This window comes from Nocardia sp. NPDC050697 (assembly GCF_040654395.1).
GTDB lineage: Bacteria > Actinomycetota > Actinomycetes > Mycobacteriales > Mycobacteriaceae > Nocardia.
Map to the genome: position 1 here is coordinate 411521 of NZ_JBFAHY010000004.1, position 13948 is coordinate 425468.

Below are 13948 nucleotides of genomic sequence, written 5' to 3' on the forward strand. Positions count from 1 at the left end.
ATCCAGCCGGACACCCCAGAAAACGGCCTTAACCTGCCTGCGGAGCAGAAGCAAAGCTCGGGATACCCGATCGTCCCACGGAGCTCCGGCCTCGCCGAACTCAGGAAGTCGCGAGGATGCCACGAAGTTCTTCCGGTGTCAGCGCTCTCCCACCCTTGTGGATCATGCGATGGCAGTTAGCGCAAAGCACGATCAGATCGTCAATGGTGTTCTCGACCTGTTGAGTGATGTGCAGAGGGTTGATGTGGTGGACCTCGGCGTATCCGGAGCCGTGTCCGGGATATACCTTCTCGAAGTCGAACTGGCACACTTCGCAGGCGATTGATCCGCGGTGCCTTCTCGACCACTTGAGTTTTGCTGCTCGGAGTTTGGGATCCCGTTCGTACACGGTGACCTGGCGCTGCAAGGCTCGGCCTTCGACTGCTCTGACCAAGTCTGCCGCGGAAGGAGAGTCCGGTATCGGGGTGTCGTCTGTGACATCGGAGTCGAAGTCGGTCGGAATGCTGAGGTCACCCTCGGCCCAGAGTTTCGCGGCCAGGGCGCGCATCTTCTCCGGCTCCGCGTCGAAAGCAGCCGCAATCTGCGGTGTGAGTTTTCCGCCGCGCTTGGGGGTGCCGGGGTAGCCGGGCCGGTTGGTCCGTAGATCTTCAAGCTTCTGGTGCACCGAGTTTGTGCTTCGGTACTGCGGGACACTGGGGGAGTAGACCCACTGGGCACGTAGGCGGGCGGACAACTCAGTCACGCGGTCATCTCGTTCAGGGATCGTTGCCCAGCCGTTGGCGACCAACAGATCACAGGCGAGAATCTGTTCCTCGGCCTTCCAGTCCAAGGCGCCGGTGACTTCGAAACCGAGCTGTCGGAGCCGAAGTGCGAGTACTTGACCGCCCGAGAAGTCTCCCGGCCCGTGTGCCTCGCCAGTCATCCGATCATAGGCAACGCCGACGATAGGTTTGGAGTCGTAAGCGACGCCGTTGTGAAGCAAGAAGTACTCGCGAGCGGGCCCGAACTTGTGGGTAGCGAGAAAGGCGTTCCGGCCGAGCCTGTCGAACTCGGCGATCGCTTCAAGTACGAACGAGCGTTCCAGCCTTGATACCTGCACGGTGAATGCCCTGCTTCCAATCGATTCTGTTGCGTAGGAACGTAGGCCAGCCCACCGACACTATCCTGGTACCGAGCTGGAAGGCCCGGCGCGGACGGTACGCGCGGAATTGGCCGGCATCGTGCTCGGGCATGGCGGTGGTCACCCGCCCGCACCGTCCGTGATCGAGCGCGGCCGTCCGGTTCTGGAGGTAGTGGTGGTGGCAGCAGGCGTCCTCGCGGTGCGACCGGGTCACCTCCGGTCGGTGGCGGGGATGGCGCAAGTGCGTCCGCAGACCGGGTCGGGGGTGCCGTCCGTGGTCCTTTCCGGGCCGACGGAATCTGCCCAAGGGGTGTACCAGACCACACCCACCCCGGTACAGGCCAAGCGCTGTCGACGCCGACGAGGGCACGCGGCGAGCAGGGGCGATCAGGTTGCGGCGACCTCAATGGGCAGGGCCGCGCGCCCCCGACGGCGCCGAGCCTGTACCGGGGCGGGCGCGGCCTGGTCCAGGCGGAGCCCAGATCCCACCGACCCGGAAAGGACCACTCCCATGGCCGTCACCCCCGCCCCGATCTGCTTCATCCGCACCTGCACCACCCCCGCCACCGACCTCTACAGCTTCCGCTGGCAGAACCGCACCGTCGAGAACGCCTACTGCCACCACCATTACCTCCGGAACCTCGCGAACGACCGCGCAATCGCGACCTGGGACGACCGCCGCTGAGCGCCAGGGGGCTTCGGCCCCCTCTCCTGGCTGTTTTCGGGTCCGGGACTACTGCGCGTCCTCCGGCCGCGTGGTGGGGGCGGGGGTCCCTGCCTCCTCATGGCCCGATTGTCTGACTTCACTCGGCCGAGTCAAGGGAAGAGCGCCCTTGACACGACCTCCCTCAGCCAGGGATGGCCAGGACGAGGAAGCAGGGGAAAGGAAGTCACCCGGATCGAAACTCGGGTCCTGGTCGTAGAGTCGCTACCGTGGCAGATCCGACAGCGACATCCAATGATCAGTCGACGACCGACGGGGAACAGGAGCTTCGCAAAAATCTAATTGAGGACATCGAAAAGCGGCGAAATCAATTTCGAAGAGGATCTGCGCTCTGGTCTACTGTTTATCATGCAAGCATAGTTGGCGCTGTAGTGTCCAGCGGAGTAGCAGTCTTTTTTATTCAGCTGCCTGATCCCCGCGCAGCAGCGAAGCGGCAATTCTTGCGGGCGTATCTGCGCTGTTATCGTCGCTGAGCCTTGCAATTGGATTGCAATCCAAATGGGGTGCAAACAGGGGTGGGTTTTACGAACTGGACACCTTATTGATTGACGCGAGATTTTCCGATATTTCGATTGACGATATACGGAAAAGGTACGTCCAGGCGATCAACGATCAGCGTTCAGGATGGACTGGCCCGGAGGGGCGCGAACGTTCGGATGCGAGCGCACGTCTGGCGGTGCGTGGCGCGGACAGTGGATAGATGTCCCACTGTCCCACGTCGTGACGAATGTCGTCGCCAGGTGTTCTCGGCTACTTTTCGACTACAAACGTGCGCCCACTACGACGAACACTGGCAGACGTCGCGCGGTCACGAGACCCCAAGAAGCGTTGTCTTGCAACGAATCCAGTACACCTTGACGGACTGCGGCATACGACTAGAAGGACCGGCAGGTTTCTGGTTCGAGTCCAGATGGGGGAGCGGTACGGAGCCTCGCACCAGCGTAAACGGTGCGGGGCTTTTCTGCCGCCGCCCCCAGGTCTGGGCCAGAGCGATTCAGCTGCCCCAGGCGGGGCTGGTGTTGGGCGGGTAGCTGGCGCTGGAGGCACCGTTCACCCAGCCGTTCACGTCCTGCCCGTCCCATTCCAGCAGTGTCTCGGCATTGCGGATGCACATGTCGTAGTCGAGACTCCCGAACAGGCGGCTGACGGTGATCTGCTGAGTGAGCTGCTGATACCCCTTGCCTGTCTTGTACTCCATCTGCACCGTGGTCCGGAGCAGCCCGAGGCGCAGATCCCCGTTCACCACGGTCAGGACGCCCTGCTGCACGTTGCTGTCCTTCTCCTGCAACCCCTTGTTCTGGACCGCCAGCTGGCCGATCTTCCTGAGCGAGTTGATGATCCCGGTGAGCGTGTCCGCCGTCACCAGCCCTCCGACCAGCTCGGTCACCGCCGAGATGGCCGGCGACAGGGACAGGGACGAGATGGAGACACTGCGGCTGTCGCCGGTGATGTTGCCCAGGAACGGCATCGATTCGAACTGGAGTGCGAAGATGATCCACCGAAAGACATCGAAGGTCGTGGATGACTGATCGAAGCCCGCGGAGTCCTCGGTCTTGCGCAGGATGGTGGCGGCCACGGACTGCCACGAGCCGAAGGACGCCAGCGGCCCCAGGCCGGGCAGCCCGGTGTTGTCCCCGCCGTAGGCATTGCCGACCCCGGTCTCCTGGTCGCTCTCGTCGAGCTCCGAGCCGTCGGGGCCGAGCAGCCCGAGCTTCGCCAGCATCTCCCGCGGGGGCGCCTGCCTGCCCTCCGCCCACAGGGCGATCTCCAGCGCTTCCCGCCGCAACTGCTCTCGAAGCAGAGTGCTCACGGTCTTCCCTCCTCCGGCACTCAGGATGCGGGTGCGGCGTACTGCGCGCGCGACTCGCAGATCAACCGCTCGATGTCCTGCACCGTCTGCACCTGGGGGATGGCCGTGAAACCCAGGTTGACCTGGAAGCCCAGCTCGACCGCGCCCAGCAGGCCGAGGAGTTTCATGGAATCAACCCCCGGCAGCTCTCTCACCTCGGTGGTGTTCATGATCTCCGTGCCGCTGAGCTCCAGCTTCTCGCGGATCAGGGAGTACAGCTGCTCTCGCTCGTTGGGGGTCAGCTGGGTATTCATGACTGCTCCTCGTGAAGGGTGGATGAATGGTGTGCGACTCGCCCGGGTCAGCTCTCCACAGTCCCTCGAGATACTGCTGCCGGGTTCTGCTGCGCTTCACCTTGCCGCTGGAGGTCTTGGGCAGTTCCCCCGGCGGCAGCAGGATGATCTCCGCCACGGACAGGGACAGCGTCGCCTGGATGTGACTGCGGACCTGCCGCGCCACCGTGGTGGCGTCTCCCCCGCGGAGCTCGCCGACGATCACCACCTCCTCGGTAGCCCGGCCCGGCCGGGTGAAGGCAACGACGTTGCCCTTGCGCAGGCCGGGCACCTCGGCCGCGGCCCACTCCACCGTCTGGGGGTCGTGGTTGCGCCCATTGATGATGAGCAGGTCCTTCTTGCGACCCGTCACGTAGAGGATGCCGTCGGCCAGGTATCCGCAATCCCCGGTGCGCAGGCCGTGAGCCGTGAAGCTCCGCCGGGTCGCCTCCGCGTCACCGTGGTAGCCCGCGGCCACGCTCGGCCCCTGGAAGACCACCTCCCCGATGTGCCGCTCCGGGAGCGGAGTGCCCGCTTCGTCCACGATGCGGATTCGGTGACCCGCGATGGGACGTCCGCAGGGCACGAACGCCACCCGCGCCCCGGGGGACTCGGTCTGCGCGGCGGGCCGCGCGAGACCGCTCGCGTGGTAGAGCTCCTTCTGGATGACATCCGTGGCGAGCGGAACTCCGACCTCGCCGAACGAGATCGCCAGTGTCGCCTCCGCCATGCCGTAACACGGCACCACCGCCCCCGGCCGCAGCCCCGCCGCCGCGAAGTGCGCCGCGAAGGAGCGCAGCGTCTCCGGATGGATGGGCTCGGCGCCGCAGCCCACGATCCGCAAGCAGGACAGGTCCAGCCGCTCGAGCTCCTGCGCCGAGGTGTGCTTGACAGCCAGCGCCAGACCGAAGTTCGGCGCGAAGGTCACGGTCGCCCGGTGACGGCTCACCGTCGACAGCCACAACCTCGGGGAGAGCGCGAAGCGCAGCGTCGGCAGGAAGCTCACCGGGCAGCGCACGATCAGCGGTGCCAGCACGAAACCGACCAGCCCCATGTCGTGGTACATGGGCAACCAGCTCACGCCCCGGTCTCGGCCGCGCTCGAGGCCGAGGGCGCCGATGATGGCCGCGCAGTTGGCCAGGACGCTGGCATGCGTGACCCGCACTCCCTTCGGGGCCCCCGTGGTCCCCGAGGTGAACTGCAGGAACATCACGTCCTGCGGGAGGATCGCCTCGGGCTGGGGCGCCTCGCCCACCAGCGGCTCGGCGAAGAACTCCTCCGCGACGACGGACCGCAACCCCTCGACCGCTCGGACGAGCGGGTCCAGCAGCTCCGCCAGGTTCCCGGGCAGCACGAGCACACGCGCTCCCGCCGCGCGCAGGATGCCGGCGGCGTCCGCGCAGTACGCATCCCACTTGCCGAAGTTCATCGGCGGGTACAGGGGGACCGGGATGACGCCCACCGAGACCGCGCCAAGGAAGGTGAGAACGAACTCCCGCTCCTCGGGGACGATGAGCGCGATGCGCTCGCCCTTGCGCAGGCCGCTGCGAAGCAGCCCGCGCCCCCGGAGCAGGGCCTCCCGCGACAGCTCCGACCAGCTCACGAAATCCTCGCGCCCGTCCTCTCGGATGAAGGTATAGCCACCGTCCGAGTGGCCGAGGTTATCGGCGAGGACCTGGGTGAAGGTCGAAGCCGTCGCGCCCTCAGGCAGCGCTTCTCGGGAGAACATGAGACCTGCCCCGGGGGAGTCCACGAACCGGCTCAGTGGTTCCAGGCGGGGCTGTTATTGGGCGGCAGCGAGGCGCTGGCCGTCCCGCCCACCCAACCGGACACGTCCTGGCCATCCCAGTCGAGCAGGTAGCTGGCGCTGCGCTTGCACTTGTCGAAGTCGAGCACGCCGTAGCCGCGGTAGAGCGTGAGGTCCTGGGTCAGCTGCTGGTACCCCTTGCCCTCCTTGTACTCCATACTCACCTCGGTCCGGACGGCTCCGAGGTAGTAATTGCCGCCATTGCACGACAGGAGCCCGGTCTGCTGTTTGGTCTGCTTCTCCACCGTCCCTTTGTTCTGGAACGCCAGCTGGCCGATCTTCTTGATGGCCGTCACGATTTCATTGAATTGCCCCGGCGTCACAATGCTCAGGACCAGGTCGCTCACCGCATCGATGCCCTTTTCCAGGGAGAGCGAGGAGATGCCCGCTGTACGGTTGTCGGCGTAGAACGTTCCGCCCTGGAAGAACGGCATCGTGGAGAACTTGTAGAGAAAGTTGTTCCACGAGACCGGGTCGAAGTCCGTGACGGCCGGATTGAAGTTGGTGATGCTGTACGCCTTGTTCACGATGGTGGCGGCGACGGAATCCCACGTTTTGAAGCCCTGCAGCGGCCCCAGGTCGGGGAGCGAGCTGCCGTCGCTCACCGCGCTGTTGCCCACCGCCAGGTCCTGGCTGCCGGAGTCGAACTGCGAGAGCACGGATCTCGTGGCGCCATCCGGCTCGGGGCAGGGCATCTGCCACAGCGCGATCTCCACGGCCTCCTGGCGTAGCTGGGCCTGACTGATCTCGGTCATGACTGCTCCTTCGCTGAGAGTGAGGTGCTACACAGGGTGAGGTGCCACAGCGAGATGAGACGGTTTCTGAGGAGAGGCTGAACTATTCCAGTCAGGGCTGCCATCGGGTGACACTGCCTGGTGCCAGTGCTGCCGACCCGAGCATTCAAGCCCCGGGGACCTTACGCGAGCATCGTGCGGACGTTCCGAATACGATTGTCGAACGCGGGTTCGCCGTAGCAGCGGCAGTTCGAGAATCCTGCCGCCACGTAGCGTAGCCAAGTTCGATCATGTTGGCCAGAACTATCCGCGATGGGTTTGTCAGAAGTCCGAGAATGCCGCGTAGCGCGCTGATCGGATCGGCTGAACTCCGATGTCGAGCCGAATCATGACCGAAACGGTTCCGCGGTGTTCCCGGGTGCTGTCCGGATTCACAGATCGACTACGTCTTGTTTCCGGATGCAACATTGCTGCGCGGTTCGCTCGGCGAACCAGTTGTCGAGGTCTGCCCGGCCAGCGCGAAGGCGACCCGGTACACACGGATGATTTAGTGCGGAAAGGCTGGTGCCTCGACGCCGAGCCGGAGGTGCCGACGCCGAAGTGTACTGCGGCACAGCATGATCTGCTCGCCACCCGACCCATCGGTTTCGGGGGCAGGTCAGCGGCGGCCTGATCTTCTAAGTTTCTCTCCGACAGCACTATTCGACTGTGAGGGGGAGTGCGATGAAGGATCTTCTGCGGGGCGCGTTCGTGACGGTCGCGGCTGCCCTGCTGATACTCGTGGCGTCGTCGGAGGCGGTTGCGGATACCGGTTCGGCGGGTTGGCTCGGTAATCCGGTATGTCTGCTCAGCAAGCTTCTGACCTACGGCACCATCAGTGCGGATGACGGAGGATTCTCCGCGCTGCCGGGGTGTTCGTATTCGTGACGGCGCGCGACGCGCGAACGGGCGGCACCTCGGGGGAGGGCCGCCCGCCGGGAAGCGAAGGTCAGGAGGGGGAGTAGGTCAGGCAGTTGGCCGCGTGATCACCCGAGCCGATCCCGACGCGGATGTTCGGCGCACTGCACTCCAGGTTCTGGTTGTGCGTGCAATCGGCGCGCTGGCAGGCGCCGACCATGGAGGTGACGCGCTCCAGGCCGCCCTTGGCGGAGAGCGGGATGAAGGTGGTGCAGTCGGCGGAGCCGTTCTCGCCCGCGACATTGATCGCGAAGGCGTGGCAGCCGTCGTGGTTGTACGAGCAATCGCTCACCGTACATTCGCTGACGTGAGGCATTTCCATCGTGGTCATGAATTCCTCCGTGCGTAGAAGGGCCGCGACCAGGCTGTATCGCGGGTTTCCGGGATGATCGTAGATCGGTTCCGCGCGGAGAAACAGCAAGGTCAGGCTAGCCTCACGTCAATCGGGCAAATCTTCGGCGAACTTCCAGATCGTGACTTTGGCGTGGATGACCGGGCGGTCCGAGGCCACGTGGCGGAAGCCCTGGTGGTGGATGGCGCTGACCCGGTCGTGCTCGGCCTCGATCGCGGTGGGGCGGGTTCCGCGCAGCTGGTGGATGCGCCGGTCGAAGGGGTCGCCGACCTCGACGCCGATCGCTACCGCGCCGAGCCCCTCGAGGATGTCCTCGATCCGCGCGGCGAAGGCGAGCGAGTCGCCGGCCAGGGCGCGGGCGAGCTCGGCGCCGGCGGCGCCGCGGACGTGCTGCGCGGTGTGCACGCAGTCGCCGTGGATTTCGGCGAGCGCCTTGATCACGGGGCGCAGGCTGGCCCGCAGCAGATCGCCCTCCAGCGCCGCCAGGTGCTCGTGCATGCGGGTGTTGACCGCCTCGAGGCGCTCGGAGCGGTCGTTGAGGCGGCGGATCTCGTCGGTGAGATCGTGCAGCACCTGGCCGATGGCCGGCGGTCCCGGTGCCGCGAGGCTGTCGGGGTGGGTCACTGTGCTCTTTTCCGGAGGGGGTCGTCAGAGGTCATCGATATCGATCAGCGCGTCCTGCAGGGCGCGCGCGACCAGCGCGGCCTTGGTCGGCGCGGGGCGGCCGACGGCCGCGTACTTCTCCCGGATCCGGGAGAGGTGAGTGTTGATCGTGCCCTGGGAGATGAAGAGCCGCTTGCCCGCCTCGGTCTTCGAGTCGGACTCGAACCAGGCGAGCAGCACCTCGATCTCGCGGGTGCTGAGGGCGGGCCGGACGCCGAACGGGTAGCAGGGGGTGCGGGTCATGCGCTGTTCCTTCGGGAGAATCCCGCACCGGCCGCGCACCCGAATCCGGCGGGCGGCTCAGGACCAGCGGTCCTCCGGATCGCGGGAACACACCCGGAGGACGAGGCCGCTCGGCGGGGCGGTGCTCGACTGTGCGACGGGAACGGGTGCCGCGCCGAGCCGGGCCGGTGCCGATCGGGGGGATGCGGACCGGTGGGGGTGTGACATCAGTGGATGCCCCGGTTCGTCACGGACTGGTTGCCGTAGTGGTTGGTGACGATCGTGCTGCCACGGTCCGCGATGGTGTTCGTGCTGCCGCGGTCCGCGTAGTAGGTCGGGCGGGTCGGTGGGTCCTCCTGTCGGGGCTGTTCGGTGTGGCCGGCCTCGTGCAGCAGCCGCCGCACCAGCCCGGCGATATCGGATTCGGTCTGCCGGTGCCCGATGCGCCAGAACTGCGATCGCGCCAGCAGCGCGATATCGGCGGGCAATTGCTCCGGCGTCGGCAGCGGGGTGTCGCCGAGCAGCACCGGGATCACCGGGATCTCCAATTGGTAGGCGGTGCGCAGTTCGTAGCGCACCCAGTCGGCGGGGTCGTCGATGCGGCGGGTGCCACCGGCGTCGGTGCCGAACCACAGCGGTCCGATCACCGCCGCCACCACGTCGCTCGCGGCGAGCGCCGCCCGGATCGGGGCGGCGTAGGCCGTTCCGAGCCGGATCGAATCGTCGTCGCGGAAAACGTGCTCCCGGCCGAACCTCTCGGCCAGGCGTTTCCAGATCTCGGCTACCGCGAAGGCGCTGTCCGCGCTGCGGTAGCTCAGAAAGATGTCGGTCAAAGGGGTTTGCTCCTGTCTGTTTCCAGCATGCGGTGTGCGGGGCGTTCGGGGGAGTGGTTGCCCGTTGCGTGCTCGAACGCGCAACGGGCAACGGCTCAGCGCTTTCCGAGGGTGTCGGCGAGCGCGGCTTGGATGCGGTGCAGCGCCGGGTCGTCGCGGGACCGGCGCACCGTGCGGTGAAATTCCTGCAGATCGGTGCGGATGGTCACCGAGTCGACCGCCCGGATGATGTCGAGCAGCGGCTCGATGAGCGCGCAGGCGCGGGCGGTGTCGCCGAGCGCCGCGTGCACCAGGGCCTGGCGGGTCCCGAACCGGGCCCGATCCCGGTCGGACTGCCCGGCGGCGCCCGCCATGCCCTCGTCGAAGAGCTGCGCGGCGACTTCGAGATTGCCCAGGTCGTAGTGGCACCAGGCCTCGATCAGCAGCGACCTGCCGTCCAGGGTGGCGGGGCCGAGGTGGTGCTCGGGGTCGGTCCGGTGGGCGCGCTCCCACAGGTCGGCGGCGCGCTCCAGGGCGCGCATGGCATTGCCCTCGTCGCCGCCGAGCGCGTGCCCCTGCGCCGCGCCGAGCGCGCCGAGCCAGCGAATCCGCGGCTGGATCGTGCTGTTGCCGATGAGTTGCGCGGTGAGCGCGATGGTCGCCGACGAGTCGGCCTGGTACATGCTCAGCACCGCCTTCCGGACCAGCGAGTAGCTCACCATGCTGGAATCGCCCGCGGCGGTGGCGAGTTCGACGGCGTACTCGGTCCACCAGCCGGCGCCGCGGTTGTCTCCGGCCTCCTGCGCCATCCACCCGGCGAACTCGGCGGTGCGCGCGGCGTGGTGCAGCAGCGGGGAGCGGTACTTGGCCGCGCCGCGCCGCGCCGCCGCGGTGGCGACGTGGGTCTGGCCGATCACCAGCGGCAGCACCAGGCTCGGGCTCGCGCTCCGGCCGAGCAGCCTGGCCTGGTCGAAGAGCGCGATGAGGCCGGGCACCAGGTCGGTGCCGAAGGCCGCGAGCGGCGGAACGGCGGTGACCGCGGGTCCCGGCGTGTCGCCGATCTCGAAGGTCGCCGCGCCGTCCGGGTGCAGCCGGAGCGACCACGGCGCCCCCGGCGGCGCCTCGACCCCGGAGTCCGGCCTGGTATCGGTGGCGGCGAGCGCGATGAGGCGGCCCTCGGCGGCCAGCGCGGTATCGCAGGCGCGGGCCAGCGGGGCGGTCGGCGAGGCGTGGCCGTTCTCGATCTTGCTCAGGTGCCCCTTGCTGTAGTGCACGAATTCGGCGAGGTCGCCCAGGGAATGGCCGCGTTTCATCCGCAATCTGCGGAGTTCCTGGCCGAATCGGCGGTCGACGCCGTCGTTTCTGGGCTGTTTCATCGGCCGCGGGTATTCGATGTCGATCGTTCGAATGACTTGCGCAAAGCTCCCCCGCGTGTATTGGTGCCGGAATTGTTTGTTTGCTGTGAGTGTACGGGTAATACCGGTCGCACGCAGGGGGTTCTCCGGGGACGAGGCGGTGTCCGCGCAACCGCCTCCGCGGGCAGATCGTGGGCTACGCTGAGCGAATAGTTCCACCGGAAAGAGCGGACGGCATGAATACCGACCACAGGGCGAAAAATATGCCTACTCCGGTGTTCGAGATGGCGCCGGCGGCGGGAACGAGCCTCCCTGGAGTGCTCCGCGCCGATTCCGGTGGTGCTCACGGCATTGGCCCTCGGCTACCGGGGTACCACGGCGTGGATGTCCTGACCATGGGTGAAAGGGAAGCGGTGGGTGCGCGCGACGAAGGGTGTGATCGAGCTCGACTGTTTTCCCACTCCGCAGCTGGCCCGCTGTTCCACCGACCCGGCTGAACTCGAACGGGTCCTGCGATTCGCCGAACTGCAGGTCGCGGCGGCACGACAGGTGCACGCGGCGCTCGGCGCGGAATGGTCGGCATTGTCGAAATCCGAGCGCGTGCGGGCGCTGCGAGTTTCCTATGGGGAATTGACGCAATGGCGGTATCGAACGGCGCTGGAAATGCCGCCTCAAATCGGAAGAGGGGTGCCGACACATCCCGACCGGTTCCGGTCGGCCATCGATGAGCACGGCGCCAACTACGACCGCCTCGGCGCGATAGGGCGGCTGCGCGCCCATTCCGTATGGGATGAACGAAAGCGGGTCTACGTGGGTGGCGTGAGCACGCCCGCCTACCGGGTCATGCTCGCTTACGGCCGGGCCGCGGAGTTGCGCTTCCGGCGCGAAGGAATCACCAGTGACGTCCTGCGCAACGCGGTCCGGCTACCGGACGGCTCCACCGTCACCGGAAGCGGCCTCGTCCGGGGCGCGACCGCGCGGAAGGTTGCCGACGAGCTGGTCGCGCGGATCGCCCGGCGCGGTGGCGACACCCGATTCATCGAGACCGGCGGGGACCCGATCTACGCGGTCACGGCGGGTGACGCGGCGCGGGCGGAGATGTTCCGGCACGCCGTCGACCTGCTCGCCGGTGCCGAGCCCGGCGAGGTGACCGCCTGGCAGCGGGCCCGATTCCTGCTGTACCAGGCGCCGGTCATGAAGCGCGGCAGCGACGCCGTGATCCGCACCTTCCTGGTCGCGGTCGGCGCGCTGCTGTTCGAACGGCCGCCGGTGCTGGAACAGGACGTCGACCTGCGGTGCCTGGTGCTGGAGCAGGGGGCGGCGACGATCATGCCCACCGATCCCGCCGGAATATTCCGATCCAGTAATTAGAACGTGTTATAGTTTCGACCGTCCGCCGGCCGGGTTGTCGTGGCCGTGGTCCGGCGCAACCGAGAACAACGCGCCGAGAGGGGCACGATGAACACACCTGCGCCGAGCCGGGAGCCCGATCCGCTGCACCGGGAGCCGTTGCCGGTGGATCTGCTGATCCGCTCGCTGGACCGCTACGCCGATCGGACGGCCGTGCACATCGGCGACGAGACGCTGACCTATCGCGAGGTGCGGGATCGGATCAGCACCTTCGCGCAGGCGTACCGCGCGCTCGGTCTCGAGGTGGGGAGCCGGGTGGCGCTGCTCTCGGCGAACCGGCCGGAGGTGCTCTTCACGCAGGGGGCGAACGGCGTGGTGGGGGTGCGGTTCGTGTCGCTGCATCCGATGGGGTCGCTGGAGGACCACTCGTATGCGCTGGAGGACGGCGATATCGAGACGCTGATCTACGACCCGGACAAGTACGAGGAGCGGGCGGCGCAGCTGGCGGCGGCGGTGCCGAGCCTGAAGAACCTGCTGGCGCTCGGCCCCACCGAGGCGGGGACGGATCTGATCGCGGCGGCGGCCGGGTTCGAGCCCGCGCCGCTGACCGCGCCGGATGTGTCGCTCAACGACACCGGGAGCCTGGCCTATACCGGCGGCACCACGGGTAAGTCGAAGGGGGTCATGCTCAGCTATCGGGGGGCGGCGGCGCTGCTGCGCATCCAGATGGCGGAGTGGCAGTGGCCGGACGAGACCCGCTTCCTGGTCTGCACGCCGCTGAGCCACGCGGGCGGCGCGTTCTGGAATCCGACCAGCCTGCAGGGCGGGTCGATCGTGGTGCTGCCCGGTTTCAGCCCGGCGGCGGTGCTGGCGGCGATCGAGAAGTACCGGATCACCTCGACCATGCTGGTGCCGACGATGCTCTACGCGCTGCTGGACTACCCGGAGCTGGACAAGTACGACCTCTCCAGCCTGCAGACGGTCTTCTACGGCGCCTCGGCCATCTCGCCGACCCGGCTCGCCGAGGCCATCCGGAAGTTCGGGCCGATCTTCTTCCAGTTCTACGGCCAGGCCGAGAGCCCGATGACGATCTCGGTGCTGCGCAAGGAGGATCACGACCTGGACCGGCCGGAGCGGCTGGCCTCCTGCGGCAAGCCGGTGCCGTGGCTGCACGTGGCGCTCCTCGACGACCAGGGCAATGAGGTGCCCGCGGGTGAGCCGGGCGAGGTCTGCGTGCGCGGGCCGCTGGTCATGCAGGGGTATCTGAACAAGCCGGAGCAGACGGCGGAGGCGACCCAGTTCGGCTGGCTGCACACCGGGGATATCGCGCGGCAGGACGCGGAGGGGTTCCTCTACATCGTCGACCGCAAGAAGGACATGATCGTCTCCGGCGGCTTCAATGTGTACCCGCGCGAGGTGGAGGATGTGCTCTCGGCGCATCCGGCGGTGAGCGCGGCGGCGGTGATCGGGGTGCCGGACGACAAGTGGGGCGAGGCGGTCAAGGCCGTGGTGGTGCTGCGCGACGGGCAGGAGGTCGCGGTGGAGGAGCTGCAGGCGCTGGTCAAGGAGCGCAAGGGGGCGGTGTACACGCCGAAGTCGGTGGATTTCGCGGCGAGCATCCCGGTGAGCCCGCTCGGCAAGCCGGACAAGAAGGCGCTGCGCGCGCAGTACTGGGGCGAGTCGGCGCGCCAGGTGAACTGAGCGGATCGTGCTGCTCGGCAGCGGTTTCCG

General features: G+C 67.2%; 14 protein-coding genes. 4 read left to right on the top strand and 10 right to left on the bottom strand.

The window, feature by feature from the left end; genetic code table 11:
• Positions 1-100 precede the first annotated feature (100 nt).
• Positions 101-1099, bottom strand: a complete 999-nt coding sequence (locus AB0H71_RS17510) for an HNH endonuclease (protein WP_357021435.1) — start codon at positions 1097-1099, stop codon at positions 101-103.
• Positions 1100-1631: 532 nt separating this feature from the next.
• Between AB0H71_RS17510 and AB0H71_RS17515 the strand changes: the two genes are divergently transcribed.
• Complete coding sequence (locus AB0H71_RS17515) at positions 1632-1805, top strand: hypothetical protein (RefSeq protein WP_357021438.1); 174 nt, start codon at positions 1632-1634, stop codon at positions 1803-1805.
• Positions 1806-2838: 1033 nt separating this feature from the next.
• On the opposite strand, the gene AB0H71_RS17520 is transcribed toward AB0H71_RS17515, so the two are convergent.
• Genes AB0H71_RS17520 through AB0H71_RS17535 form a run of 4 tightly spaced genes read right to left on the bottom strand, consistent with a single transcriptional unit; the run spans position 2839 to position 6527 of the window.
• Positions 2839-3654 carry a hypothetical protein gene (locus tag AB0H71_RS17520; RefSeq protein WP_357021440.1) on the bottom strand — a complete coding sequence of 272 codons (816 nt, stop codon included), beginning with the start codon at positions 3652-3654 and terminating at the stop codon, positions 2839-2841.
• 20 nt (positions 3655-3674) lie between these two features.
• Positions 3675-3863, bottom strand: coding sequence for an acyl carrier protein (locus tag AB0H71_RS17525; RefSeq protein WP_357021443.1), 189 nt, complete (start codon positions 3861-3863; stop codon positions 3675-3677).
• A complete protein-coding gene (locus AB0H71_RS17530; protein WP_357021446.1) occupies positions 3826-5694 on the bottom strand; it encodes a fatty acyl-AMP ligase in 1869 nt (622 codons plus the stop codon). Before AB0H71_RS17530 ends, AB0H71_RS17525 begins: the two co-directional genes overlap by 38 nt.
• A 32-nt stretch (positions 5695-5726) precedes the next feature.
• The gene (locus AB0H71_RS17535; RefSeq protein WP_357021449.1) at positions 5727-6527 is read right to left on the bottom strand and encodes a hypothetical protein; all 801 of its coding nucleotides are present in this window, start codon (positions 6525-6527) and stop codon (positions 5727-5729) included.
• A 702-nt stretch (positions 6528-7229) separates the two neighbouring features.
• Between AB0H71_RS17535 and AB0H71_RS17540 the strand changes: the two genes are divergently transcribed.
• Positions 7230-7433, top strand: a complete 204-nt coding sequence (locus tag AB0H71_RS17540) for a hypothetical protein (RefSeq protein ID WP_357021451.1) — start codon at positions 7230-7232, stop codon at positions 7431-7433.
• A 61-nt stretch (positions 7434-7494) separates the two neighbouring features.
• On the opposite strand, the gene AB0H71_RS17545 is transcribed toward AB0H71_RS17540, so the two are convergent.
• The 5 genes from AB0H71_RS17545 to AB0H71_RS17565 form a co-directional block, all read right to left on the bottom strand.
• Complete coding sequence (locus AB0H71_RS17545) at positions 7495-7794, bottom strand: DUF1540 domain-containing protein (RefSeq protein WP_357021454.1); 300 nt, start codon at positions 7792-7794, stop codon at positions 7495-7497.
• A gap of 108 nt (positions 7795-7902) precedes the next feature.
• Positions 7903-8439: a hypothetical protein gene (locus tag AB0H71_RS17550; RefSeq protein ID WP_357021457.1), complete on the bottom strand. Its 537-nt coding sequence runs from the start codon at positions 8437-8439 to the stop codon at positions 7903-7905.
• A gap of 24 nt (positions 8440-8463) precedes the next feature.
• Positions 8464-8721, bottom strand: a complete 258-nt coding sequence (locus AB0H71_RS17555; RefSeq protein WP_357021459.1) for a LuxR C-terminal-related transcriptional regulator — start codon at positions 8719-8721, stop codon at positions 8464-8466.
• 206 nt (positions 8722-8927) lie between these two features.
• The gene (locus AB0H71_RS17560; protein WP_357021462.1) at positions 8928-9533 is read right to left on the bottom strand and encodes a toll/interleukin-1 receptor domain-containing protein; all 606 of its coding nucleotides are present in this window, start codon (positions 9531-9533) and stop codon (positions 8928-8930) included.
• A gap of 95 nt (positions 9534-9628) precedes the next feature.
• Entirely contained in the window at positions 9629-10888 is a 1260-nt protein-coding gene (locus tag AB0H71_RS17565) for a helix-turn-helix domain-containing protein (RefSeq protein ID WP_357021465.1), read from the bottom strand.
• Positions 10889-11284: 396 nt separating this feature from the next.
• Between AB0H71_RS17565 and AB0H71_RS17570 the strand changes: the two genes are divergently transcribed.
• Both AB0H71_RS17570 and AB0H71_RS17575 read left to right on the top strand, forming a co-directional pair.
• Positions 11285-12238, top strand: a complete 954-nt coding sequence (locus tag AB0H71_RS17570) for a hypothetical protein (RefSeq protein ID WP_357021467.1) — start codon at positions 11285-11287, stop codon at positions 12236-12238.
• 87 nt (positions 12239-12325) lie between these two features.
• A complete protein-coding gene (locus AB0H71_RS17575; RefSeq protein ID WP_357021470.1) occupies positions 12326-13918 on the top strand; it encodes an AMP-binding protein in 1593 nt (530 codons plus the stop codon).
• The last annotated feature ends 30 nt before the right edge of the window (positions 13919-13948 follow it).